This window comes from Hyphomicrobium sp. (assembly GCF_019744875.1).
In the GTDB taxonomy this organism is placed as follows: Bacteria; Pseudomonadota; Alphaproteobacteria; order Rhizobiales; family Hyphomicrobiaceae; genus Hyphomicrobium_C.
The window spans coordinates 191,787-217,421 of record NZ_JAIETU010000002.1; the positions used below are offsets into that span (position 1 = coordinate 191,787).

20 protein-coding genes are annotated in these 25,635 nt (G+C 67.2%); 11 read left to right on the top strand and 9 right to left on the bottom strand.

All coding sequences use genetic code 11. The features are described from left to right. Nucleotides 1-110: 110 nt before the first annotated feature. The 3 genes from K2Y42_RS01000 to K2Y42_RS01010 all read right to left on the bottom strand — a co-directional run bounded on the left by K2Y42_RS01000 (nt 111) and on the right by K2Y42_RS01010 (nt 5,584). Nucleotides 111-1,310, bottom strand: coding sequence for a phosphoglycerate kinase (locus K2Y42_RS01000; protein ID WP_291147514.1), 1,200 nt, complete (start codon nt 1,308-1,310; stop codon nt 111-113). Between the two features lie 233 nt (nt 1,311-1,543). Then, the gene (gene tkt, locus K2Y42_RS01005) at nt 1,544-3,559 is read right to left on the bottom strand and encodes a transketolase (RefSeq protein ID WP_291147516.1); all 2,016 of its coding nucleotides are present in this window, start codon (nt 3,557-3,559) and stop codon (nt 1,544-1,546) included. Between the two features lie 141 nt (nt 3,560-3,700). After that, the gene (locus tag K2Y42_RS01010; protein ID WP_291147518.1) at nt 3,701-5,584 is read right to left on the bottom strand and encodes a cation:proton antiporter; all 1,884 of its coding nucleotides are present in this window, start codon (nt 5,582-5,584) and stop codon (nt 3,701-3,703) included. Nucleotides 5,585-5,842: 258 nt separating this feature from the next. On the opposite strand from K2Y42_RS01010, the gene K2Y42_RS01015 reads away from it, so the two are divergent. After that, nucleotides 5,843-6,376, top strand: coding sequence for a sigma-70 family RNA polymerase sigma factor (locus K2Y42_RS01015; RefSeq protein WP_291147520.1), 534 nt, complete (start codon nt 5,843-5,845; stop codon nt 6,374-6,376). Next, nucleotides 6,377-7,045, top strand: a complete 669-nt coding sequence (locus K2Y42_RS01020) for a ChrR family anti-sigma-E factor (RefSeq protein ID WP_291147522.1) — start codon at nt 6,377-6,379, stop codon at nt 7,043-7,045. 34 nt (nt 7,046-7,079) lie between these two features. On the opposite strand, the gene K2Y42_RS01025 is transcribed toward K2Y42_RS01020, so the two are convergent. Both K2Y42_RS01025 and kdsA read right to left on the bottom strand, forming a co-directional pair. After that, nucleotides 7,080-8,861: a hypothetical protein gene (locus K2Y42_RS01025; protein WP_291147524.1), complete on the bottom strand. Its 1,782-nt coding sequence runs from the start codon at nt 8,859-8,861 to the stop codon at nt 7,080-7,082. A gap of 250 nt (nt 8,862-9,111) precedes the next feature. Beyond that, nucleotides 9,112-9,975 carry a 3-deoxy-8-phosphooctulonate synthase gene (gene kdsA / locus K2Y42_RS01030; RefSeq protein ID WP_291147526.1) on the bottom strand — a complete coding sequence of 288 codons (864 nt, stop codon included), beginning with the start codon at nt 9,973-9,975 and terminating at the stop codon, nt 9,112-9,114. 268 nt (nt 9,976-10,243) lie between these two features. Here kdsA and K2Y42_RS01035 point away from each other — a divergent pair, with 268 nt between their 5' ends. The 7 genes from K2Y42_RS01035 (at nt 10,244) to lexA (ending at nt 16,104) form a co-directional block, all read left to right on the top strand. Beyond that, nucleotides 10,244-10,855 carry an aminodeoxychorismate/anthranilate synthase component II gene (locus tag K2Y42_RS01035; RefSeq protein WP_291147528.1) on the top strand — a complete coding sequence of 204 codons (612 nt, stop codon included), beginning with the start codon at nt 10,244-10,246 and terminating at the stop codon, nt 10,853-10,855. Nucleotides 10,856-10,878: 23 nt separating this feature from the next. Further along, nucleotides 10,879-11,904, top strand: a complete 1,026-nt coding sequence (gene trpD, locus K2Y42_RS01040; protein WP_291147530.1) for an anthranilate phosphoribosyltransferase — start codon at nt 10,879-10,881, stop codon at nt 11,902-11,904. A 125-nt stretch (nt 11,905-12,029) separates the two neighbouring features. Beyond that, nucleotides 12,030-12,557: a hypothetical protein gene (locus K2Y42_RS01045; RefSeq protein WP_291147532.1), complete on the top strand. Its 528-nt coding sequence runs from the start codon at nt 12,030-12,032 to the stop codon at nt 12,555-12,557. A gap of 63 nt (nt 12,558-12,620) precedes the next feature. After that, complete coding sequence (gene trpC, locus K2Y42_RS01050; protein ID WP_291147534.1) at nt 12,621-13,421, top strand: indole-3-glycerol phosphate synthase TrpC; 801 nt, start codon at nt 12,621-12,623, stop codon at nt 13,419-13,421. Then, nucleotides 13,418-13,912, top strand: a complete 495-nt coding sequence (gene moaC / locus K2Y42_RS01055) for a cyclic pyranopterin monophosphate synthase MoaC (RefSeq protein ID WP_291147535.1) — start codon at nt 13,418-13,420, stop codon at nt 13,910-13,912. Before trpC ends, moaC begins: the two co-directional genes overlap by 4 nt. 3 nt (nt 13,913-13,915) lie before the next feature. Further along, on the top strand, nt 13,916-15,115 hold the full coding sequence (gene glp / locus K2Y42_RS01060) for a gephyrin-like molybdotransferase Glp (protein ID WP_291147537.1): 1,200 nt from the start codon (nt 13,916-13,918) through the stop codon (nt 15,113-15,115). A 254-nt stretch (nt 15,116-15,369) separates the two neighbouring features. Then, nucleotides 15,370-16,104, top strand: coding sequence for a transcriptional repressor LexA (gene lexA / locus K2Y42_RS01065; protein WP_291147538.1), 735 nt, complete (start codon nt 15,370-15,372; stop codon nt 16,102-16,104). On the opposite strand, the gene K2Y42_RS01070 is transcribed toward lexA, so the two are convergent. Then, on the bottom strand, nt 16,098-18,401 hold the full coding sequence (locus K2Y42_RS01070; RefSeq protein WP_291147539.1) for a ComEC/Rec2 family competence protein: 2,304 nt from the start codon (nt 18,399-18,401) through the stop codon (nt 16,098-16,100). The genes lexA and K2Y42_RS01070 overlap by 7 nt on opposite strands. A 172-nt stretch (nt 18,402-18,573) precedes the next feature. Between K2Y42_RS01070 and gltX the strand changes: the two genes are divergently transcribed. Next, nucleotides 18,574-20,115, top strand: coding sequence for a glutamate--tRNA ligase (gene gltX, locus K2Y42_RS01075; RefSeq protein WP_291147541.1), 1,542 nt, complete (start codon nt 18,574-18,576; stop codon nt 20,113-20,115). 180 nt (nt 20,116-20,295) lie between these two features. After that, nucleotides 20,296-21,615 (top strand): citrate synthase, encoded by a 1,320-nt coding sequence (gene gltA / locus K2Y42_RS01080; RefSeq protein ID WP_291147543.1) that lies wholly within the window; start codon nt 20,296-20,298, stop codon nt 21,613-21,615. A 47-nt stretch (nt 21,616-21,662) separates the two neighbouring features. Here gltA and lpxB read toward each other — a convergent pair whose 3' ends face one another. The 3 genes from lpxB to glnT form a co-directional block, all read right to left on the bottom strand. Then, complete coding sequence (gene lpxB / locus K2Y42_RS01085) at nt 21,663-22,883, bottom strand: lipid-A-disaccharide synthase (RefSeq protein WP_291147545.1); 1,221 nt, start codon at nt 22,881-22,883, stop codon at nt 21,663-21,665. Beyond that, complete coding sequence (lpxI, locus tag K2Y42_RS01090; RefSeq protein ID WP_291147547.1) at nt 22,880-24,190, bottom strand: UDP-2,3-diacylglucosamine diphosphatase LpxI; 1,311 nt, start codon at nt 24,188-24,190, stop codon at nt 22,880-22,882. The genes lpxB and lpxI overlap by 4 nt, the downstream gene beginning before the upstream one ends. A 124-nt stretch (nt 24,191-24,314) precedes the next feature. After that, nucleotides 24,315-25,625, bottom strand: a complete 1,311-nt coding sequence (glnT, locus tag K2Y42_RS01095; RefSeq protein WP_291147549.1) for a type III glutamate--ammonia ligase — start codon at nt 25,623-25,625, stop codon at nt 24,315-24,317. Nucleotides 25,626-25,635 lie beyond the last annotated feature (10 nt).

Below are 25,635 nucleotides of genomic sequence, written 5' to 3' on the forward strand. Positions count from 1 at the left end.
CTTTCCGGGTTAGCAACGCTCCATGGGGAGGGCACCAGGAGACTACGTTGCGAGCTTCCCATGGGTTTCGTCACCCATGTTTCGTCACTCTCACGTCTCGCGACCCAATTCTACCGCGTCAGCGCCGTGACGCCAGGAAGCTCGCGCCCCTCGAGCCATTCGAGGAACGCGCCGCCCGCGCTCGAGACGTAGGTGAAGTCGTCCGTTACGCCGGCAGCGTTGAGCGCGGCCACCGTATCGCCGCCTCCGGCCACCGACGTAAGCGTGCCGGCCTTCGTGCGTTCGGCGGCGGCGCGTGCAAGCGCAAAGGTGCCTTCGCCGAAGGGCGAAATTTCAAACGCGCCGAGCGGGCCGTTCCAGAGCAGCGTCTCGCAGCGCGAGAGCACATCGACGTAATGCGCCACCGTCTTCGGGCCGACGTCGAGGACCATTTCGTCTTTCGGGACGTCGATGGTCGGCACGGTGCGCGAGGGGGCGCCCGCTTCGAAACGCCCGGCGACGACGACGTCCTGCGGCAGCACGATCTCGCAGCTCCGCGCCTTGGCGGCGTGCATGATCTCGCGCGCGGTCTCGACGAGATCGGGTTCAGCCAGCGACTTGCCGATTTCGACGCCGCCCGCGAGCAGGAACGTGTTGGCCATACCGCCGCCGATGATCAGCTTGTCGACCTTGGCGGAGAGATTGGTGAGGACGGGGATCTTGGTCGAGACCTTGGCGCCGCCCACGACGGCTGCGACTGGACGCTTCGGCTGCTCCAGCGCCGTGCGAAGGGCCGAGATTTCTTCCATCATCAACGGGCCGGCATAGGACGGCAGCAGATGCGTCACGCCTTCGGTCGAAGCGTGCGCGCGATGGGCGGCCGAGAAGGCGTCGTTGACGAACAGGTCGCCGAGGGCTGCCAGGGCTTTGCTGAACTCGGGATCGTTCTTTTCCTCGCCCTTATGAAAGCGAGTGTTTTCGAGCACGAGGATAGCGCCGTTGGGGAGTGCTGCGACGGCCTTCTGCGCGGCCTCGCCGACACAGTCCGACGCGAGCGCCACGGGCGTGCCTGCGATCTTGCCGAGCGCTTCGGCGACGGCTGCTAGCGAGTTCTCCCGGTCGGGTCCATCCTTCGGGCGGCCGAAGTGGGAGAGCACGATCACGCGCGCGCCTCGCGCCGCCAGCGCCTTGAGGCCCGGGACGACGCGTTCGAGGCGCGTTGCGTCCGTCACCACGCCGTTCTTGGCCGGCACGTTGAGATCGGCGCGCACGAGCACGCGCTTGCCGGCAAGGTCGAGGCCGTCCGTCGTCTTGAGCTTGTCGAGGTTCATTGCGTACCGATGAGGTTGGGCGTTCCGATGAAGTTGGCGCGGCGCTTATGATCTTGCGTGTCGGGCGATCTGACGTGTCTGGATCCCGGCCTGCGCCGGGATGACGTTATGGGTGTGCTGACGGCGCGCCCTAAGTTCACTCTCACCTGGCGTCATGGCGAAGTCTTGCTCTGCAAGAATTGCCGGGATCCAGGTCCCCATCCAGGACGGGCAATGAGCGCATGTGCGGACCGTCAGCCCTTCTTGGCGATGGCGCGGGCGGCGTCGGCGACTTTGGGAGCGGTCAGGCCGAAATGCTCGAACACCTTCGGGCCCGGCGCCGAGACGCCGAAATCCGATAGCCCGATGAAGCGGTCGCCGGGCCGAAGCCACTCGTGCCAGCCCTGCGCGATGGCCGCCTCGACGGCGATGCGCGGAGCTGTGCCGAGGACGTCCTCGCGGTAGGCTTCGGGCTGGGCGCGGAACAGTTCGAACGACGGCATCGAGACGACGGCGGCGTTGATGCCGTCCTTCGCAAGCGCCGCAGCCGCTTCCGCGACGAGGCCCACTTCAGAGCCGGTGGCGATCAGCGTGACGTCGCGCTTGGCGCCGCCGCTCACGACGTATCCACCCTTGGCGGATGCGTTCTCTTCGACCGAGCCGGTGCGGAGCACAGTCGGCACCGCCTGGCGCGAGAGCGCAAGCACGGATGGGCGCTTCGGATCGGAAAGCGCAATCTCCCAGGCCTCCGCCGTCTCGAGCGCGTCTGCGGGGCGCAGCACGAGCAGGTTCGGAATGGCGCGCAGCGCCGCCAGATGCTCAACCGGCTGATGGGTCGGGCCATCCTCGCCGAGGCCGATGCTGTCGTGCGTCATGACGTAGACGACGCGCTGGTGCATCAGCGCCGAGAGGCGGATCGACGGGCGGCAGTAGTCGGTGAAGACGAGGAACGTCGCGCCATAAGGGATGAAGCCGCCGTGCAGCGAGATGCCGTTCATGGCGGCGGCCATGCCGTGCTCGCGCACGCCGTAGTGGATGTAGTCGCCCGCGTAGTTGCCGGGCTCGACGGCCTTGTGATGCTTGGTGCGCGTGCCGTTCGAGGGCGTGAGGTCGGCCGATCCGCCGAGCAACTCGGGAAGCGCGGGCACGAGATGCTCAAGCGTGAGCTGGGACCAGACGCGCGTCGCCTTCTTCGCGGCGTCGGCTGCGAACTGCGCCTTGGCGGCGGCGATGGCGGCGGCGAGCTCTTTCGTGCGCGATGCGGCAGCGGGGCTGTCGAACGCGGTCTTCGCGGCGGCGGGCGCCTTGGCGAGACGCGCCTTCCAGGCTGCGTTCTCGGCGGCGCCCTTCGCACCCAGCGCGCGCCAGGCGTTGAGGACGGGGGCCGGGATTTCGAACGGCGCGGCGCTCCAGTTCAGCTTTTCGCGCGTGCCTTTGATTTCCTCGACGCCCAACGGTTCGCCGTGCGTCGACGATTTGCCGGCCTTGGTCGGCGCGCCGTAGCCGATCACCGTCTTGCAGGCGATGAGCCAGGGCTTCGAGCTGTCGGCGCGGGCCTTGGCGAGCGCGGCGGAGATCGCCTTCGGATCGTGGCCGTCGACACGGATCGTGTTCCAGCCCGAGGCTTCGAAGCGCTTCACCTGATCGTCGGAGACGGACAGCGACGTCGGGCCGTCGATAGAGATCGAGTTGTCGTCCCACAGGACGATGAGCTTGCCGAGCTTCAGGTGGCCCGCGAGCGAGATCGCCTCGTGGCTGATGCCTTCCATCAGGCAGCCGTCGCCGGCGAGGCAATAGGTGTAGTGGCCGACGAGATCGTCGCCGTGGCGGGCGTTGAGCAGGCGTTCGGCCAGCGCCATGCCGACGGCGTTGCCGATGCCCTGGCCGAGCGGGCCGGTGGTGGTCTCGATGCCCGGCGCATAGCCATATTCAGGGTGACCGGCCGTCTTGGATCCGAGTTGGCGGAAGTTCGCAAGCTGGCCGATGTCCATCTCGGGATAGCCGGTCAGATAGAGCAGCGAATACAGCAGCATCGATCCATGGCCCGCCGACAGCACGAAGCGGTCGCGGTCAGGCCAAGCGGGATCGGCCGGGTCAAAGCGGAGGGCGTCGGTGAACAGAACCGTCGCAACATCGGCCATGCCCATCGGCATGCCGGGATGGCCGGAGTTGGCCTTTTGCACCGCGTCCATTGCGAGTGCGCGGATGGCGTTGGCCATATCCCTGGTTGTGGCGCCGTTTGTCATCATTGTGTCTTGCGCCTCGCCCATGTCCAACCTGTCCCCTGCAGAAATCGAGGGCTTTCGCCCATTGCTGGGGCACATTTAGCCGGGCAAGCCGGTGGCGTCTACCGCGCTTTCCCGCGAGGCTCCCCCTCTCCCACCTCGCGTCACGGCCCCGCGCCGTGGCCCTCAGGCCGCCTCGTTTCCGGTCGGATCGTTCTCCGGCTCTTTTTGGTGCGGCGGAGGCGCTTTTGCGGGCTTGGCGGGCCGTGGGGGCACGTCTGCGTCCAGGTTGTCGGCGGCGTCCTCCTCGAACAGGCGCTCCAGTGTCGCATAGTCGCTGCGAGCCTTGGCCTGGAGCTTTTCCATGTCGCTGTAGTGGGCGTAGTCCTCGATCAGGCGGCGCTCGTCGTGGGCGCGGAAGGTTTTTGTCACGCGCTCGCTCTCGCGCTCCGTGTATCCGAGGCCGACCAGCACCTGGCGCGTCGTCTCCAGGGCGGACAGGAACGTCTCGCGCTGCACCGTCGTGATGCCGAGGTCGAGCAGGCGCAGGGCATGGTTGCGGTTGCGGGCCCGGGCGTAGATCGGCGTATCGGGAAAGCGGCGCTTGACGAACTCGGCGGCGCGCATCGAGGCCTCGATGTCGTCGATGGCGAGGACGAACGCGCGGGCGCGCGAGATCTGCGCCGCTTCCAGGATCTCGGCCCGGCTCGCATCGCCGTAGAAGGCCTGCGCGCCGAACTTCTTCACGAGCTCCACCTGCTCGGCGGAGATGTCGAGGGCGATGAAGGGGATCTTCTTGCCGCGCAGCACGCGGGCCACGATCTGGCCGAAGCGGCCGAAGCCGGCGATGACGACGTGCTCATCGCGGCCGGGCAGCTTGTCGAAGGACGGCGACGGTTCGCCTCCCGCGCGCGCCGAGAGGCGGCGCTCGATGGCGAGAAGGAGCGGCGTCGCGGCCATCGAGATCGTAACGACGGCAATCAGGAGATCGCTGACGGGATCGGAAATCACGCCGGCCGTCAGTCCGGCCGTGAACAGGACGAAGCCGAATTCGCCGCCCTGGCTGAGGGAGAGGCCGAGGCGGCGCGCTGGGCGCTCGCCAAGGCCCGCGATGCGGCCCAGCACATAGAGAATACCGGCCTTCACCAGAACCAGCCCGACGGCGAGCGCGAACACGAGCAGGGGCTGCTCGAGCACGAGGGCGACGTTGAGCGACATGCCGATGGCCGTGAAGAACAGGCCCAGCAGCAAGCCCTGGAACGGCTGAATGTCGGCTTCGAGCTGGTGGCGGTAGGAGCTTTCGGCCAGCAGTGCGCCGGCGATGAATGCGCCGAGGGACGCGGACAAGCCCGCCTTCTGCATCAGGAGCGAGACTGTGACCACGGTCAGCAGGGCCGCGGCCGTCATCGCCTCCTTGACGTTCGTGCGCGCGACGAGGCGCATGAAGGTGTCGAGGCCGAAATAGCCGAACAGCACGACGGCAAGGATGGTGCCCAGCCCCCACAGCGCGGCGGCGAGGTCCATCGGCTGGCTCACCCCGCCGGCGGCGGAGGCAAACAAGGGGACGAGCGCGATGAGCGGGATCGCGGCGAGGTCCTGAAACAACAGCACCGCGAAGCCGAGCCGCCCGTGACGCGCGGCGAGATCCCCCTGCTCTTCCATGACCTGGAGGGCGAAGGCCGTGGACGACAGCGCAAGCGCCAGGCCGATGAAAAGCGCGGTCTGCCATTGGTCGACGAACAGCGCGGCCACGGTGCCGATCGCCAGCGCCGTCAACAGAACCTGCGCGCCACCCAGCCTGAAGATGCCCTGGCGCATGGCCCACAGGCGTTTGGGGCGCAGTTCGAGACCGATCAGGAACAGCAGCAGAACGATGCCGAATTCCGAAAACTCGAGGATCTCGTGGGCTTCGTAGCTGGAGAAGACGTGGCGGATGCCGTGGGGCCCCAGCGCGATACCGGCCAGCAGGTAGCCCAGGACCGTGCCGATGCCAAAGCGGCGCGCCAGCGGCGGGGCGATCGCCATGGCGGCCAGCAACAGGGCAACTTCAGTCAGGGTGACATTCGGCATCGGACACCGGGTTCAGGGGTTGGCGGTCACTTTCCAGGTCGGCGGGCGGCGCGTCCACCACGATTGTGGAGCCGGTCACGATGTGACGCAGATCCGGTTCGACGGTTCGGCCGTAGGCAGGCCAAGCGTGGGATCGGGAGCAAGCGCGCGGGCGCGCCTTCGAGAGCACGTTGCTGGCGCGGCGGCGAGGTTGCGGTATGCTTCAGGTTCTCCAGGAGGGCCGAGATCTGCGTGCCCTCGCCGCGAATGCCGAGGACCATGGCTGATCTTCTGCGACGGGTTGCTGTAAACGGCGATGTGGATGCGTTCCGCGCGCTGTTCCGGGCCTACGCTCCCCGCGTCAAATCCTACATGCTGCGGCAAGGCGCCGACTCGGCGACCGCCGAGGAGCTGTCGCAGGAGACTTTGCTGACGGTATGGCGAAAGGCGGGCCTCTATTCCGGCGAGAAGGGCAGCGCGACGACATGGATTTTTACGATCGCGCGTAATCTAAGGATCGACCGGCTGCGTAAAGAGGTGGCTTGGCAGCCGCTGCCGGAGGATGGACCCGAGGAGGCCTCGACCGACCTCGCGCCGGACGAGGAGTTGTCCGAACGCGAGCGAGGAGAGCGCGTGCGGTCCGTTATGGCCGAGTTGCCGCCGGAACAGACAGAAGTCGTCACGTTGGCGTTCATTGAGGGCTTATCGCACAGCGAGATTGCAGCCCGTCTCGATTTGCCGCTCGGCACCGTCAAATCGCGGATGCGGCTGGCCTATCAGAAGATCCGCGATGCGCTTGAGGACTTGAGGTAGATGACGATCCGCCACCATCCGGATTTCGCTTCGCTGATGTGCTGCGCGGCCGGCAGCCAGCCGGATGCGTTCGCGGCCGTGATCGCGTCTCACCTGTCGGTTTGCGCGGACTGCCGCGCGGAAGTCAGCCGAATGCAGGAGATCGGCGTGGCGCTGTTCGATGCGTTGGCGCCTGCGGATGTGGACGCGGCTGCGCCCGTCATCGCGATGCGCGCGGGCGAAGCGGAGATGGGCTCTGCCGTGGACGAGAGCGTGACCGCGACGGCGCGTGAGGCTCCGGCCGGCGACGTTCCCCTCCCCCTCGTGTCCGTGCTCGGTGCGCGGCTCGACGACCTGCCCTGGCGCTGGTCGGCTCCGGGGATCTGGACCCATCCGGTGCCGCTGTCGGAGAACGCGGGCGGCGAGCTTCTGATGATCAAGGTTGGGCCCGGCAAGGAAATGCCCGCGCACGGCCATGACGGCCAGGAACTCACGATCATCCTGCGCGGCGCCTACACGGACACGATCGGACGCTTCGGCGTGGGCGATGTCGCCGATCTCGATTCCGATACCGAGCACACGCCCGTCGCTTGCGCGACGGAAGGTTGCATCTGCCTAGTAGCCAGGGACGGCAAGCTGCGTTTCAAGGGGCCGGTCGCGCGCCTGCTGCAGCCGTTGATCGGGCTCTAAGCCACGCGAGAGCCCTCGTTCGGCCCGCCGTCTGTTAGTTCGGGCGGTCGAGGGTCGACTGAATGCGGAAGCCGGGGGCTTGCTCGGAGCCCACGGGCGCGGCCGACGCCTGCGTCACGGCCGCGGGCGCCTCGGCCTTCTTTTCGGGCTTTTTCGCTTCGGCCTTCGGGGCTTGCGTCGGCTTCGGCTTTGCGGATTTCTGTGGCGGCTCGAACTGGAACAGTCCGCGCGGCTGGATCGCGGGGGCTGCGAGCTTGCGCGGCGCTGGGGCTGCGTACGCGGGCTGCGCCTTCACGGCTGCCGCCCTGCCCTTTTTCGCACGCGGCGGAGGCCGGATCGCAGGCGCCTCGGGTTCGGTTGCGACTTCGGCCGCGGGGGGCGGCTGGGCATGAACGATGTCCAGGCCGAGGCGCGCCATCACGAGACCGTCGTTGGATTTGAATTCGATGTCGGCGCGAACCGGCTCGACCTGATCGTGCGGGATCACGACGCCGACGTCGGCGAGTTCGGCGGAGGCGATCTTCCAGCCTGTTTCCGAGATCCGCTCTCCGGCCGAGAGTTCGACATTCGGCGGCAGGCCGCTGACCGTCACGCTGTCTGCCTGCTCCACGGGGGGCTCTGGCGCCTCACCCGCTGCCTCGGCCTCATCGGCGAGCACGATGCCGGGCTGCGTGTGGTCTTCGCGCAGGATTTCGAGGTTCGAGGCGATCGCATACATGCTTGGCGAGAGGTTGCCGCAAGGCTCGCCGAGGCATGTGGCGGGGCTCTCGATCACTTCTTTGACCGCCGCGATCTCGGCGGGCGGCGGCGGCGGCTCGTTGACGATGCCGAGGCCGAGACGCGCCAGCACGATGCCCTGGCGCGACTTGATCTCGATTTCCGCGCGAACGGGATCGGCGCGGTCGTGGGGCACGACGAAGCTGACATTGGAGAGCTCATTTGGAGCGAGGCTCCAATCGGTGTCGGAGATTTTCTGTCCGGCGGAGAGCTTCACCTCCGGAGCCACGCCGCGAACGGTGATCGTCTCCACGGGATCGAACGCCGGTTCCGGCAGCGGGCCGACGGCGGGCGGGGCGCTCGCTACGGCAAGGCCGGGAGCCAGGGCGACGGCGGGTGCCGCACTGCCGGCAAGAGACGCGCGCGCCATCAGGTTCGACATTGTCGGCGCCGTGGTCTCGCACGAGGGATCGGTGCAGGCCGCGCTGCCGCCGGTGGTGCGGGTCGTGTGTCCGATACCGCCCGCGAGCACGGCCAGCGCACACGCCGCGGCGGCCATTCCCCATCCGAGATTGTGCGAAATGGTTGAAACGGGATCTGGCGCGGGAACGGGGATCAGCGCGGGCAGGTTCGGCTGAGCATTCCTTTGGCTCGCGCCGGCCGGAGCTTCGTCGGCGTCGCCCAGGAAGGGCGGCGGCTCGTAAAGCACGGGAGACGCGGTCTCGCTGCGCGGTGCGGTGGTCGCGGCGACGATGATCTTCAGTTTTTCTTCGAGCGTCGCGATCTGATCGAGCGGACTGACCTCGACAACGGGCAGCGCTTCGACAGCAGGTGGCTCCGCTCGTGCTGTCCACGGGCCGGGTGTGGGCGCGGCGCCCATGCTCGCCGACAGCCAATGCGTTCCCATCGAGAGCGCGGCGCGTTGTGGGCGCGCGGCAGCGTGTTCAGCGGGCAGCGTCTCGTCCGCGCTCATGCGCGTGGTGACCCAGTGCTCGTGCGCGCGCCGAGAGCTGGAGCCTGTTGGCCCTGTTACGTGATCATCAATCCGGTCGTCTGTGCGCACGAGGGGCGCATCCGAGCATTCGACACCATTTGGCATTACGGGCTCCGACAAAATCTAACGACGCGACCCGAAATACTGGGGCTCGTGCTTGGACGGCTGCCATCTGCACCGGAGCCCTGTGTTGCACAACGTGCAGACACATCGAACGGCAATTAGAATTTAATATGAAGGCCAAAGTGAGCCAAAAGCTGTGCTCGAAAGCGAGATAAATCCCCGCAACGCCAGTGTTTGCGCGCGTGAGCGTCGAAACACTCTCAAGTGGATGCGTGACTGCCGGGATCGCGCGTCAGGCGGATGCGGGCGTGTGACGTTTCACAAGCGCATCGAGCGCCATCAGCTCGCGCATTAGCGGTTCGAAGTCGCGCAACGGCAGCATGTTCGGGCCGTCCGACGGCGCGGTGTCGGGCGCTTCATGCGTTTCGATGAAAAGTCCCGCGACGCCGACTGCAACGGCTGCACGTGCGAGCACGGGCACGTAGCGGCGATCTCCGCCGGAGCTTCCGCCGAGGCCGCCCGGCTGCTGCACGGAATGCGTAGCATCGAAGATCACGGGCGCGCCGGTCTCGGCCATCTGCGGAAGGGCACGCATGTCGACAACGAGCGTGTTGTAGCCGAACGAAGACCCGCGCTCGGTGAGCAGCACGTTCGGGTTGCCCGAGCCCACCACTTTGGCGACGACGTTCTTCATGTCCCAGGGCGCGAGGAACTGTCCCTTCTTGATCTTGACGACGCGGCCGGTCTTGGCGGCGGCGACGAGCAGGTCGGTCTGGCGGCAGAGAAAGGCCGGGATCTGCAGCACGTCGACGACGGGTGCTACGGCCGCGCACTGGGAGATCTCGTGCACGTCCGTCACGACGGGCAAGCCCAGCGTCTCGCGGATCTCGGCGAAGACGTCGATGGCGGCGTCGAGGCCGATGCCGCGCTTGCCGTTGAGCGACGTGCGGTTCGCCTTGTCGAAGGACGACTTGTAGACGAGGCCGAGGCCGAGGCGCTGGGCCATGTCCTTCAAGGCGCCGGCCGTTTCGAGTGCGTGGGCGCGGCTCTCCATCTGGCACGGCCCCGCGAACACGACGATCGGGGACGCATTGGAGACGGAAAGCGCGCCGATGGCGACGCTGGCGTTGGGTTTCGTCGAGTCGAGCTGGGTCATGCGCCCTTATAGTGAATTCGCGAATTGCATGGCAAGCAAGCGCGGTCTCCCTCCACCGCCGCCGTCTCGCAGGGGCTGGTCGGTACTTTCCGATCTTCTAGTAGCATTCCTAGGGCCTTTCCGGCTTTCGGGGCTTCGCCAGGCCAGGCGTGGCGCGTCCGGGCGCTCCGAGGGCTCGGGTGCCCGATGCTTGACGCTTGCGCCGCGGGTTTCTACACCCACATCAAGGTATTCCGGCATCCTGCCGCACCGAGAGGCCGCCGCCCCCATGCTCGTCCTGATCGATAACTACGACAGCTTCACGTACAATCTCGTGCACTTCCTCGGCGAGCTCGGCGCGACATCCGAGGTCATCCGCAACGACAAGGTGACGGCTGAGGAAGTTCTCAAGCTGAAGCCCAAGGCGATCGTGCTCTCGCCCGGCCCCTGCACGCCCAACGAAGCGGGCGTCTGTCTCGATCTCATCGCGAAGGCCGGCGCGAAGATTCCGCTGCTCGGCGTGTGCCTCGGCCACCAGTCCATCGGACAGGCCTACGGCGGCAAGGTCATCCGCGCCGACGCGCCGATGCATGGCAAGCTCTCGACCATCACGCACACCGACAAGGGGCTGTTCAAGGGCCTGCCGAAAGAGATCGAAGTGACGCGCTATCATTCGCTCATCGTGGAGCGCAAGAGCCTGCCCGATTGCCTCGAAGTGACGGCCGAGACAAGCGACGGCACCATCATGGGTCTTCAGCACAAGACGCATCCCGTGCATGGCGTGCAGTTCCATCCGGAGAGCATCGCCTCGCAGCAGGGCCATGCGCTGCTCGCGAACTTCCTCGAGCTTGCCGGTCTCAATCCGCGTCGCATCACGCCGCGTCCGCGCAACGCGGCCTGACCTTACAGCACCCGGGGGGGACCATGAGCAGCGCGGCGGGCGTGAAGGCCCTTCTTCAGACGGTGGCGTCCGGCGCGACGTTCTCGGCAGACGACATGGCGGGCGCCGTCGATCTCCTCACGGAGAGCGCGACGCCGCCGCAGATGACGGCGTTTTTGATGGGCCTGCGCGTGCGCGGCGAAACGCTGGACGAGATCACGGGCGCGGCGCGCGCGTTGCGGCGCAGGATGGCGACCGTCGATGTTGCGCCGGGGGCGATCGACATCGTGGGCACGGGCGGCGACGGGCATGGGACGTTCAACGTCTCGACCGCGTCGGCGCTGGTCGCGGCGGGCGCCGGCCTCAAAGTTGCCAAGCACGGCAATCGCTCGGTGTCGTCGCTCTCTGGCGCGTCGGACGTGCTGTCGGCGCTGGGCGTGAAGCTCGATTGCGGCCCTGCCCTCATTCAGCGCGCCATCGATGAAGCGGGCGTCGGCTTCCTGTGGGCGCCCGCGCACCATCCGGCCATGAAAGCCTGGGCCGCGCCGCGCGCCGAGCTTGGCGTGCGCACGCTTTTCAATCTGCTCGGACCGATCTGCAATCCGGCGGGCGTGCGCCATCACGTGCTCGGCGTGTTCGACCACGCGTGGGTGATGCCGATGGCGGAAGCTTTGCGCGCACTCGGCTCCGAGCGGGCTTGGGTGGTGCACGGCCACGACGGTCTCGACGAGCTGTCGACGACGGGCGCATCGACTGTTGCGGCGCTCGAGGGCGGCAAGATCACGACGTTCGAGGTGACGCCGGAAGACGCGGGACTGGCGCGTGTGTCTCTAGCCGACCTCAAGGGCGGAGACGGCGCGCACAACGCGCAGGCGCTGCGCGAGCTGCTCGCGGGTGCGACGGGCCCCTACCGCGATATCGTTCTCCTCAACACCGCCGCGGCCCTCATCGTTGGCGGGCGGGCGAGCTCGCTGGCCGAGGGTGTCGCCCTGGCGCAGGACGCCATCGCTTCCGGCCGCGCCGCAGCCGCGCTTGAGCGGCTCGTCGCGGTCAGTCAGTCGGCCGCTTAGTCGGCTGCTCAGTCGACCGCATAGTCTTGGGCGCCCCTTGCTAACCACGTCCACTGGGCGCGTGGGTTTGGCCGGCCCCGTTCTGTGCTAGGTTCATCCGGGTGCCCCTTTGCTCCGAGGCTCGCATGATCCGCTTCCCACTCCCCCTCCTCGCTTCCATGCTGCTGTGTGCGCCTGTGCTCGCGCAGGAGGCCGGCAGTCAGCAGGAGAATGCGCCGATGCCGCATACGCTCGTCATCGGCTACGAGGACGAGGGCAAGGTGGATGCGTCGGAGAAATCCTGCCGGGCGTTCGTCGTCGACATGGTCGAGTGGGAGAAGGCCGAGATGGAGCAGGCGGTGAAAGACGTCTGCGCCTACCGGCAGAAGCACATCGACGCCTACGCGAGACTGGAGGCCGCCTACACCGACTTCCGCGCGGTGCTCTCCGAGCAGACGCGGTTCGACGGAGCGGCGGCCGCGCGCCACGTGGCGGGGCTGATCAAGAATTGCATGGACATGAAGTGGGCGCTCTCGACGGGCGGCCACAACATCGGCACCGACATGATCCCGCAGGCCATCGCCACCGAGTGCCTCGACCTCGGCCACGATATTCTGCAAAAGGAAACGGCCAACCTCGGGCCCCGAGACGAGGCGCCCGCCGGCGGGGAATGAGCAGGCTTGACCCCGGAGCGGCGGGCCGGTAGCACGCACGTTTTACGAAAGTACGCTTCACCAATGGCCGACATTCTTGAGAAAATCACCGCCTACAAGCGGGAAGAGGTCGCCCGCGCGCGCGATCTCATACCGCTGCAGGTGCTGGCGGAATATGCGCGCAGTGCGCCGCGCGTGCGTTCGTTCGCGGGGGCGCTCGACGCCAAGCGCGACGCCGGGCAGACCGCGCTGATCGCCGAGATCAAGAAGGCGTCGCCGTCCAAGGGGCTGATCCGCGCCGACTTCGATCCCCCTGCTCTTGCGCAAGCCTATGAAGCGGGCGGGGCTGCGTGCCTTTCGATCCTGACGGACGGGCCGTCGTTCCAGGGCGCGCCGGACTATCTCACGCGTGCGCGGGCGGCCTGCTCGCTGCCGGTGCTGCGCAAGGATTTCATGATCGACACCTATCAGGTGGTCGAGGCGCGCGCGTGGGGCGCGGACTGCATCCTCATCATCCTCGCAGAAGTGGACGACGCGCTCGCCGCTGATCTCGCAGCCGCCGCGCGCGACTGGGGCATGGATTCGATCGTCGAAGTGCACGACGCAGCAGAGATGGATCGCGCGCTGCGTCTCGACTGCTGTCTCATCGGCATCAACAATCGCAATCTAAAAACCTTCGAGACGTCGCTCGCGACGACGGAAGAGCTGGCGCCGCGTGTGCCCGCGGACCGCATCGTCATCTCCGAGAGCGGCATCTTCACACCGGCCGACATCGCACGCATGAACCGCGCGGGCGTGGGAACGTTTCTTGTCGGGGAAAGCCTGATGCGGCAGGCCGACGTGACCGCCGCGACGCGCACGCTGCTGACGCCGGAGGCCGCATGACCGGCAAGCTTACGCACCTCGACGACAAAGGCCGCGCCCGCATGGTGGACGTGGGCGACAAGGAAGCCACGTCGCGGACGGCCGTCGCGGAAGGCTTCATTGCCATGAGCGCCGCGACGCTCGATCTCGTGATTTCGGGCGGCGCCAAGAAGGGCGACGTGCTGGCGGCGGCGCGCATCGCCGGCATCATGGCCGCCAAGAAGACCAGCGATCTCATTCCGCTCTGCCATCCGCTCGCGCTCACGAAAGCGGCGGTCGATTTCGCGCCGGGCGACAAGCCGGCCGGGTTGCATATCCGCGCCGAGGTGAGCGTGACGGGTCCGACCGGCGTCGAGATGGAGGCGCTGACGGCCGTCTCCGTCGCCGCGCTCACGATCTACGACATGCTGAAGGCGGCCGACCGCGGAATGGAAATCGGCGGCGTGCGGCTCGTCAGCAAAACGGGCGGGCGGTCTGGCGATTACGCTGCGCCGGTCAAATCCGGGGCCTGAGCCATGCCGCTGCTGCCCGTCGCGTCCGCACTTGAACAGATCCTGTCCGGCATCGGGTCTCCCGCCGAGGAGATGGTTTCGGTGTTCGCCGCAGACGGGCGCGTGCTGACGCGCGATCTTGCGGCGATGTTCACGCAGCCGCCCTTCGCGGCCTCGGCCATGGACGGTTACGCGGTCTACGGGCAGGACGCTGCGCCGGTCGGTGCGCGCTGGACGGTTGTCGGAGAATCGGCTGCGGGGCGCGGCTTTGCGGGGCGCGTCGGGCCCGGCGAGGCCGTGCGCATCTTTACGGGCGCGCCGGTGCCTGCGGACTGCGCGACGGTCGTCATCCAGGAAGACGTTGCGCGCGATGGCGACGTCATCGTCGCGACCGACGCAACCGCCTCCGGAGCCAACATCCGCCGCGCCGGAAACGATTTCACCCAAGGCGACGTGCTGCTCAGGCGGGGACATCGGCTCGATCCGCATGCGCTGACGCTGGCGGCGGCCATGGGGCACGGAGAGGTGCCCGTCGCGCGGCGCCCCGTCGTTGCCATTCTCGCAACCGGCGACGAACTGGTGCCTCCCGGCGCCCGGCCGGGGCCGGATCAGATCGTGTCGTCCAATCCAGCAGGCATTGCAGCGCTGGTCACGCGGGCGGGCGGCGTTCCGCTGCAGCTCGGTATCGTGGCGGATCGGATGGCCGATCTGCGTGCGGCGATCGCGCAGGCGCGGGGCGCAGACATCCTCATCACCATCGGCGGCGCGTCCGTCGGCGATCATGATCTCGTCGGGCCGGCGTTGAAGGAAGAAGGCATCGACCTCGCGTTCTGGAAGGTTGCGATCCGGCCCGGCAAACCGCTGATGTTCGGACGGCTCGATGCAACGCGCGTGATGGGGCTGCCGGGCAATCCGGTCTCGGCGCTGATCACGGCGCGCGTGTTTCTCGTGCCGCTGATCCATGCGCTGCTCGGGATTGGGCCGGAGGCGCGCGACCTCGAGACGGCGATCCTCACGCAGCCGCTCGAAGCGAACGGACCGCGCCTGCATCTCATGCGCGCCAAGCTGGGGCGTGACGCGTCGGGTGTGCTGACTGTTACGCCGATGCCCTCGCAGGACAGCTCGTTGCTCAGCGCGCTCGTGGAGGCCGATTGCCTGATCTGGCGCGAGCCCGATGCGGCGCTTGCGGCGGCAGGCGATGCGGTGCGCTTTCAACGCCTTTAGCGATCCGGCGCAGAGTTCGAAACAGTGCCGTCCACGAAGCACTTGACGGAACCTTGCAAGAACGATTAGCGTACATTCACGCTTTGTTTAGGTGAGTCTTGCGATGCAGCATCACGCGTCGCGGAGACGATGGCCATTTTCGCCGGTTGCCGGCGTGGGTGCGTCGGGTGTGCGTGACGGCGTGCGGAAAATGAAACTGCTCTCGGCCTTGGAGTGACGCGTCCTTCGCGTCCGGGCCTTGCACGGGAGGCATAATGCTGACTTCCAAACAGAAAGAGCTTTTGCTCTTCATCCATGAGCGCATGCAGGCCGACGGCGTGCCGCCCTCCTTCGACGAAATGAAGGACGCGCTCGATCTCAAATCCAAATCCGGGATCCACCGTTTGATCACGGCGCTCGTCGAGCGCGGGTTCATCCGCCGCCTGCCGCACCGGGCCCGCGCCATCGAGGTGCTCAAGCTGCCCGAGACATCGACCTTGTCGGTCGTGGCGGCCACGTCCTCGGCATCCGCCGAGCCGCAGCGGCGCATCGGGTTTCAGCCGAGCGTCATCGAAGGCACGAAGGCGCGCAATATCTCGACGCCGCCGTCGCACATGCTCGACAGCCGCACCGTCTCGGTGCCCGTCATGGGGCGCATCGCGGCCGGCGTGCCGATCTCGGCGATCCAGAACCACAGTCACGACATCGCCTGTCCGCCAGACCTTCTCACCAACGGCGAGCATTTCGCGCTCGAGGTGAAGGGCGACTCGATGATCGAGGCCGGCATTCACGACGGCGATACGGTGATCATCCGCCGCTGCGATACGGCCGAGAACGGCGATATCGTCGTGGCGCTCGTCGAGCAGGAAGAAGCAACCCTGAAGCGGCTGCGCAAGAAGGGCTCGACGATCGCGCTCGAAGCGGCCAACCCGGAATTCAAGACGCGCATTTTCGGACCGGACCAGGTCGATATCCAGGGCCGCCTCGTCGGGCTTATCCGCCGCTATTGATCGTCGTCATCGTGGACGGGAGCGGCGGGCTCTGGCGCGCCGGTATTCGGCACGGCATCTGCGCCGGGTTCGGTTTGCCGCGCGCGTTCGCCTCGCGTGCTCCCTGCCACACGCTGCTCGGGACGTTCGGTCCAGGGCCGCGCGCCGCGCCGCTGCGTGACGCTCTCGATGCGCGCGATTTGGGCTGCGTTGTCGTCTGAAGGTTTCGCGAGAAAGATTGCGTGGGTGCCGTCATCGCGCAGCGCCCAGCGGTCGAGCACCGCGCGCGGGCGCGTGCACCCCTTCGGGCGGCGCGGTCCACCGATCAGGATATCGGCGTTGCGGCAATCTTCGTCCGTCGCCGACGCGTGGCGCGCCACCGCGATGCGCAAGCCCCTCGTTTCGATGAGGCATCCGGCCCCATCGCAAAGGGCGCCTTTGGCGCGTAGCGCTTCGCGTGCGGGCCGGCCGTCTCCATCGCGTTCGAGCCAGCGCGTCAGCTCATAATTGCCCGCGCGGCTGCCGATGACGGCATAGCGGCCGTCGTTGCCGCGGACCGCGACCAGCGCGCCGCCGCGCCCGGCGAGGACGTCCGGCCGTTCGGCTCCGCCCGCCGTGAGGATGCCCGCGCCGATGGCGACGAGGCCCAGCGCGCGCCAGCGCGTCTGCCACAGCAGCAGCCACAGGCCGCCGAACACCATCAGGGCGAAACTCACCTCGGGGATGGCGCCGATGTGCACGATCGCACCGGGCAGGCTCGCGACCCAGTAGGCCGTCGCCGTCATGACATCGATGCCCTTCGCCATGAGGGCGAGCGGCCACGCTTCGAGGCCAAGCGGCATGACGATCAGGGTGAGCAGCGCCGACGGCATGATGACGAGATTGCAGATGGGGACCGCGATCAGGTTGGCGATCAGGGCGTACTGCTGGCTGCGGTGGAAGTGGTAGACGCCGAACGGCGCGACGGAGATGCTCGCGATCACGGTCGAGAGCACGATGCCGCCGAGGAAGAACGCAACGGGACGCAGCCAGCCCCCGGACGTCTGCCGATCTGTGCGCTCGCGAACGGCCTCGTAGGCGGCAATCAGCGAGACGACGGCGGCGAACGACATCTGAAATCCCGCGTCGAGGAGACTTTCGGGAAGCACCACCAGCACGAGCAGTGCGGCGAGCGCCACGTTGCGCATGGCGAGCGCCTGGCGGTCCAGCATGACGGCGACGAACATGATGGCGATCATGAGGGCTGCGCGCACGGTGGCGATGGATGCGCCGGATATCAGCAAATAGCTGACTGCGCCGAGCAGTGCTGCTGCGGCGGCCCACTTCTTCGTTGGGTAGCGCAGCGCGATGGACGGAAATGCCGCGAACACGATGCGCGCAAACGTGAACACGAACCCGGCCATGATCACCATGTGCAGGCCGGAGATCGAGAGAATGTGGACGAGGCCGGAGTCGCGGTATGCGTCGTTGGTCGGCTCCGTGATACCCCCGCGCTCGCCGGTGATCAGGGAGACGGCGATGGCGCCAGTCTCGCCCGGTACGGCCGCGCGGATGCGTTCACCGATGGCGTGGCGCGCGCGTTCCAGGTGCTCGCGGGCTTCGCGGATCAGGCTGTGCACGCCCTCGGCGGGTCGTGTCACGATCGTTGCGGGGGCGAGCGAAAATCCCGTTGCGCCCAGTCCCTGGAACCACGCCGTGCGCGCAAAGTCGTATCCGCCGGGCATCGCTGGGCCCGCAGGCGGACGCAGCGTCGCGCGCAATCGGATCGTGTCGCCGGGGCGCAGGCCCTTGGTCTTGCGCATGGCGCGGATGCGGATCCGCTTGGGTTGCCGATCCGCCGCAAGCCCGCGGATGGAGATGACGCGGAGGGTCAGCCGTTCGCCGCGCGTGGGGCGAGGCTCGATCAGCTCGACCACGCCCTCCACATCCGCATAGCGAAGCTCGTGTTGAAGTACGGGCGCGCGCGCCGCTTCGGTGCGCGTCTTGGCTGCGGCAAAGCCCAGCGACATAACGAGCAGCGCCAGTCCGGCCACGTAGGCCAGGCTCGCGCCACGGGCCGACAGCACAAGGCCGAGCGCGATGGCCGGCACGGCGAGCGTGGTCCACAGAGCCGGCTCTGATGGCAGGGCGAAGTAGATCGCGATGCCGGTGCCGAACGCGACGGGGAGCCAAACGAACCAGCGTGCGCGCTCGCGCTCGAGCTGCTCCATCACCGTGGCTGGACCTGGAACCCACGCGGCGAGCGCGCGCGCACGGTCCGCCGCGCCGTGGGCGGGGGATGCCTCCCCTCCTGCCCCGGCCGCGTCCGGATCTTCCACGCGCCCGCCCTCCACGCGCCGCCCCCTTCCCTCAATCGACCGCTTCGCGCCTTCCGGCGTCTGAACACGATGGCCCTCCGGCCACTGGCCGGGTTGCCAAGACGGCTGGTCTCCCTTGGCGGCCCCATGCTACATGGCGGACCATCCCTCTGAAACCCGAGCCGATCCCTCCATGACCTCACCCAAGACCACGCACGCCGGCGGTCCCGTTGTCCGCTTTGCCCCCTCGCCCACCGGTTATCTGCATATCGGCGGCGCCCGCACGGCCCTGTTCAACTGGCTGTATGCGAAAGCAAAGGGCGGGACGTTTCTGCTGCGCATCGAGGATACGGACCGCGAGCGCAACAATCCGGAGGCGGTGGCGGCGATCCTGGACGGGCTGCGTTGGCTCGGGCTCGATTGGGACGGAGAGCCCGTGTCGCAGTTCTCCCGCGCCGATCGTCACCGGGAGGTGGCGCTGGCGCTGCTCGAACGGGACGGGGCTTACCGCTGCTACATGACGGCGGAAGAAATCGACGCGATGCGCAAGCAGGCCGAGGCCGAGAAGCGGCCGCTGACCATCCGCTCGCCGTGGCGCGACCGTCCCGCCTCTGAGGCGCCGGCGGGTGCCTCCTATACGGTTCGCCTCAAGGCGCCGCGCGAGGGCGAGACCGTCGTGCAGGATCACGTGCAGGGCCGCGTCGTCTTCCAGAACAAAGAGCTCGACGACCTCATCATCCTGCGCAGCGACGGCAATCCGACCTATAACCTCGCCGTCGTCGTGGACGATCACGACATGGGCGTGACGCACGTCATTCGCGGCGTCGATCATCTGACGAACGCGGCGCGGCAGGCGCAGATCTATCTCGGCATGGGCTGGGACGTGCCCGAGTGGGCGCACGTGCCGCTGATCCACGGCGCGGATGGCGCCAAGCTTTCCAAGCGTCACGGCGCGCAGGGCGTGGAAGACTACCGCGACATGGGGTATCTGCCGGTCGCGCTCCGCAACTACCTCGTGCGGCTGGGCTGGAGCCATGGCGACGACGAGATCATCTCGACGGAGAACCTGATCGCCTGGTTCGACATCGACAACATCAACAGAAGCGCGTCGCGCTTCGACTTCAAGAAGCTCGACGACCTGAACGGGCATTACCTGCGCGAGGCGCAGGACAGCACGCTGCTGGACGCGATCAAGGGCGTTCTTCCGCATCTCGATTTCGCAGCCCTCAGGGCGCTGTCCGTCGATCCGAAGGCCCCCGCCCGCTCCGACGTCGCGCTCGCCCATGAGGTGGCGGCGCAGGTGCCGGGAACCGAAACCGGCGCGGGTCTTGCGGAGTTGTTCGGAGCCAAGGGCTGGGACGCCCTCGGACTGGCGCTTCCGGCGCTCAAGGAACGCGCCAAGACGGTCGCCGAGCTGATCGGACAGGCGCTCTTCATTGTTGCGCGCCGCCCGCTGACCCTGGATGACAAAGCGCGTAAGCTGATGGATGCTGACGGGCAGGCGATTCTGGCAGCGCTGACGCCGAAGTTCGAAGCAGCGCCCGATTGGAACGCGGCGGCCCTCGAAGCGCTTGTGCGCACATATGCCGAGGAAACGGGCACCAAGCTCGGCAAGGTCGCGCAGCCGCTTCGCTCGGCCCTTACAGGGCGGACTGTTTCGCCGCCCGTTTTCGACGTGATGGCCGTGCTCGGACGCGAGGAGACGCTGGCGCGACTGCGCGATTTATCGGCATAGTTCTGCTGTGTAATTGCACTTTAGTTCGTCGTTTCGCTGCGATGTGTTTGGTCTATAGTGCAGCGCAGCAATCGCCCTCGCCTCACTGGCGGGCGGCGAGGTGCAATCTGGGCTGACACGAGGCCTGGGCTGGAAGCAAAGCACCATCTGGGCCAGCGGCCCAAACAGGAGAGAAGCGGCATGAGCATTCACGAGAGCTCAACCCCCACCGCGGAGGCAGCCCGCCAGGCCGAGCTCAGGCTCAACGGCAAAGACGTTTCGCTCGATGTGCGCACCGGCACCATCGGTCCCGATGTGATCGACATCGCCAAGGTCTATCGCGACACCGGCTGCTTCACCTACGACCCGGGCTTCACGTCGACTGCGAACTGCTCCTCGAAGATCACCTTCATCGACGGCGACAAGGGTGAGCTGCTCTATCGCGGCTACGCCATCGACGAGCTGGCCGAGAACTCGAACTTCCTCGCGACCTGCTATCTGCTGCTGCACGGCGAGCTGCCGACAAACGAAGAGTTCCGCGCCTTCCGCCTCACGATCACGCGCCACACGATGGTGCATGAGCAGATGACGAAGTTCTTCACCGGCTTCCGTCGCGACGCGCATCCGATGTCGGTCATGGTCGGCGTGGTGGGCGCGCTGTCGTCGTTCTATCACGACAGCACCGACATCAACGATCCGCGCCAGCGCGAGACGGCGAGCCATCGCATGATCGCGAAGATGCCGACCATTGCGGCGATGGCCTACAAATACTCCATCGGCCAGCCGTTCATCTATCCGCGCAACGATCTCGACTACACATCGAACTTCCTGCAGATGTGCTTCTCGGTGCCGTGCGAGCCGTACATCGTGAACCCCGTGGTGGCGCGCGCGCTTGACCGCATCTTCATTCTTCATGCCGACCACGAGCAGAACGCCTCGACCTCGACTGTGCGTCTCGCGGGCTCGTCGGGCGCCAATCCGTTCGCCTGTATCGCGGCCGGCATTGCCTGCCTCTGGGGGCCGGCGCATGGCGGCGCGAACGAAGCGGCCCTCAACATGCTCGAAGAGATCGGCACCGTCGATCGCATCCCCGAGTTCATCAAGAAGGCGAAGGACAAGTCGTCGGGCTTCCGCCTGATGGGCTTCGGCCATCGCGTGTACAAGAACTACGATCCGCGCGCGAAGGTGATGCAGCAGACGGCGCATCAGGTTCTCGACGAGCTCGACAAGCGCAACGACCCGCTGCTGGCGGTTGCGATGGAGCTCGAGCGCATCGCGCTGCAGGACGACTACTTCGTCTCGAAGAAGCTCTATCCGAACATCGATTTCTATTCGGGCATCACGCTGCGCGCGATGGGCTTCCCTGTCTCGATGTTCACGGTGCTGTTCGCGGTGGCGCGTACCGTCGGCTGGATCGCGCAGTGGAAGGAAATGATCGAGGATCCGGAGCAGCGCATCGGCCGCCCGCGCCAGCTCTACATCGGCCCGCCGCGCCGCGACTTCCCGAAGGTCGGCGGCTAGGCTGCTGCGAGGCACGACTGCACGTTTGAGACGCGGGGCGCGTGAAATTACGCCCCGCGTTTTCTTTTGAGCGCGTAATCGAGCACGATGTCGGCTGCGGCCTCGCTCGGATGGCCGCCCTCGATGTGCATCAGGCCCGGAATGCGCGCGAGAGCTGCGAGCTGGGCATCACGCTCCGGCGACGGCTTCAGCAACGGCAGCAGGGCCGCTGCGAGATTTTCCGGTGCGCTTTTTTCCTGATGGAACTCCGGAAACGCGTTCTCGCCCAGCACGAGGTTGGCGAGCACGGTCGTGGGCGCCTTGATCATCCGGCGCAGAAACGGCGCGGCCACGGGATCGACGCGATAGGCCACCACCATCGGCGTCCCGGCGAGCGCCAGCTCGAGCGTGACCGTGCCCGAGGCCGCGAGCGCCGCGTGGGCCATCTTGAAGGCGCGGAACTTGTCGGTGTCCGTTTCCAGGATGTGGGGGCGTAGTGGCCAGCTTCGGCTCAACTGGCGGATGAGGTCGCGCCGGTGCGGCACGCACGGCAGCAGCACCTCCGGTGTCACGCCCTGTTCAATGACGAGGCGCAGCGTATCGCCGAACGGCTCCATTAGGCGGCCGACCTCGGAGGAGCGGCTGCCCGGCAAGGCGACGATGACGGGCCGCGCCGGGTCGAGACCGAGACGGGTGCGCAGCGGTTCGGGATCGAGCGCATCGAGCCAGGGCTGGCGCTCGATCAGCGAGTGGCCGACGTAGGTGCAGGGCGGACCGCCGAGGCGTTCGTGGGCGGCAGGCTCGAATGGCAGAAGACCCAGGATGTGGTCGACGTAGGGCTTCATTTTCGCCGCGCGGCCCGGTCGCCAGGCCCACACGCTGGGGCTTACGTAGTCGATGATCGGGATATCGGGGCGGCGCGCGCGGATGCGCTTGGCAATCGGGTGCGTAAACTCCGGGCTGTCGATGATGACGACGGCATGCGGATCGAACGCAATGGCGCGGTCGACGGTGGCGTACACGCGGCGCACGATGCGCGGCAGGTGACGCAGGATCGACAGCGGGCCCATGACGGCGACGTCGGCAAGCGGAAAGTCCGAGACGAAACCTTCGCGCTCCATGTCGGCCCCGCCGACGCCTGCGAGCTTGAGGCGGTCGCCGAGGCGCGCCCGCAGCGCGGCGATGAGGCTCGCGCCGAGGGCGTCGCCGGAATGCTCGCCGGCGATGAGCACGAGGCGAACTTCGCCAGTGCCGTTCACCTGAACGTTGTCGTTCGTTTCGCGGATCATCCGCCGCTCCGCTCGGCATTCTGGCGGAGCAGCACGAACAGCCCGCGTTCCTGGGCCGCTGCGATCGCGGCTTCCCGCGTTGCATCGGCGGCATAAAGTGCGCCGCCCACCGCGATGCCGGCATAGCCCGCATCCGCCACGGCCGTGACGACGTCCGGTGTCAGATCCTGCATGTCGCGCAGGGCGGCTGCGCCGCGCCTGCGCCGCGTGATGCTGGCCCACTGGCGCAAACCGCTCGCGCGCTGAAGAGTGGCTTCCGCGCCCTCGCCAGTCTCGACGGCCAGCACATGATTGCGCACGACAACGGCCGCGCGGCCGACGGAAAAGCGCGCGAGCGCATCGACCACCGAGAGCGCCTTGATGGCATCGAGCGTTGCGTGCTCGGCGGGCTTTACGCGGTTTGCCCGCCGGAAGCTCATGGCGACAAGGCGCGGGTTGAAGCGCCGCTGCGCTGCGCCGAGATCCTCGTCCTTGACGCCCTGCACGAACATCTGCGCCGCATCCGCATCGCGCAGCGTGCGGGCGCGTTCGGCGGCGATGACGGTGTTGGCCTCGACCGCGATGCCCGTGAGGCCGGCGTCCTTGGCGCCTGTCACGGTCGCGGGGCCGATGGCCGGCATGTCGACGCGCAAATCCTGGCCGGGCTTCGAGCGCTTGACGAGGATGCCGCCCTTGCGCGCGAGGTCGTGGCTCGGGTCGGCGCGGCGGGCGGCGGCGCGCGCCAGCATGCGGTCTGTGCCCTCCACGCCTTCGATCGCCTCGATGCGCCCCTCGGCCACGACGACACTTTGGCCGATGTCGTAGGCGCCGAGCGCGCGGATCAGGGCCATGCCCTGCTGGATGTCTGTCTGGTCGGCCGGGGTCGCGCGGGCGGCGCCCATGGCGCCCTCGCCGATCACGAGCTCGGGGGCTGCCATGTCGGGGCCGACGACGCGAATGCCCTGGCCTTCGAAGAAGCGCACGACATGGCGCAGCACGCCGTCGTCGCCGCCCGAGGCCACAATGCGCAGGACGCGCGGCAGATGGCGGAAGAAGCCCCAGTCCGGCCGCATGATGCCGATTTCGGGGCGTGTGACGCGGCCGACGATGACGAGATCCGTTACCCGGGCGGCCTTGAACGCGCGGATCATGCCGCCGAGCTGGCCCCAGTTCACGCGCGTGACGGCGTGGGGGCCAAAATCGCGGTCGGCTTCGCTGTCGATGGCAACGATGGTCACGGGCATGCCGCGCCGGACCGCACTATCGGCGATCTCGCGCGGAAGCGTGCCTCCCCCGGCCAGAATTCCAAGCCGCCTTCGCACGTCCATGCGCCCCCTTTCGGCGCAGCAATTCGGCGCGCCAGGGCATGGCTATAGGACAGGCAACGGCCAACAGGCAACGGTCAGCAGAGGTCTTCTGCCGCCGTTGCCTGTTGTTACCCGCTGCCGATGGTTAGATGTCGAGGGTGTTGTCGAGTTCCCACTGGGTGAAGTGGGTCGAGAACGAGTTCCACTCGCGCTGCTTCAGCTTGATGTAGGAGGACGAGAAGTCCGTGCCGAGGGCCTCTCTGAGGCTCTGGTCCTTCTCGAACGCGCGGATGGCGTCCAGAAGGTTGAGCGGCAGCTTCGGCGCGTCGGTGATGGTATGGCCTTCCTGGTACATGTCGATGTCATAACGCTTGCCGGGGTGGCAATTGTTGTCGATGCCATCGAGGCCGGCCGCGAGGATGACGGCCTGCAGCAGGTAGGGGTTCACTGCGCCGTCGGGCAGGCGAAGCTCGAAGCGGCCAGGCCCGGGCACGCGCACCATGTGGGTGCGGTTGTTGCCGGTCCAGGTCACGGAGTTCGGGCTCCAGGTCGCGCCCGAGATCGTCCGCGGCGCGTTGATGCGCTTGTAGGAGTTGATCGTCGGGTTGGTGATGGCAGCCAACGCCTCTGCGTGCTTCATGATGCCGCCGAGGAAGTTGTAGCCCTGCTTCGAGAGGCCCATCTCGTCGGTCTTGTCGGCGAACATGTTGGTCTTGCCGGTCGCCGCATCCCAGACCGAGATGTGAGCGTGGCAGCCGTTGCCGGTCAGCGTCGGGAAGGGCTTCGGCATGAACGTCGCGCGCATGCCGTGCTTTTCGGCAACCGAGCGGGCCATGAACTTGAAGAACGCGTGACGGTCTGCGGTCACCAGCGCGTCGTCGAAGATCCAGTTCATTTCGAACTGGCCGTTCGCGTCCTCGTGGTCGTTCTGGTAAGGCTCCCAGCCGAGCTCGAGCATGTAATCGCAGATCTCGGCGATCACATCGTAGCGGCGCATCAGTGCCTGCTGGTCGTAGCAGGGCTTCGAGCCTTGGTCCTTGGAGTCCGAGATCGCGGTGCCGTCCTGATTGATCAGGAAGAACTCGCACTCGACGCCCGTCTTGACGCGCAGGCCGAGCTTTGCGGCGCGGTCGACCAGCGTCTTCAGGACAACGCGCGGAGACTGCGGAACGGGCTTGTTTTCCATCGCGCAATCGGCGGGAACCCAGGCCACTTCCTTCTTCCAGGGCAACTGGATGATGCCGGCCGGATCGGCCATGCCGAGCATGTCCGGATGAGCCGGCGTCATGTCGAGCCAGGTTGCGAGCCCGGCAAAGCCTGCGCCGTCCTTCTGGATGTCAGCGATCGCGGCTGCCGGCACGAGCTTGGCGCGCTGGTAACCGAACAGATCGGTGAACGAGATCATGAAATAGCGGATGCCGCGCTCTTTCGCGAGCTGAGCGAGATCGTGTGACATTGAATGCTTT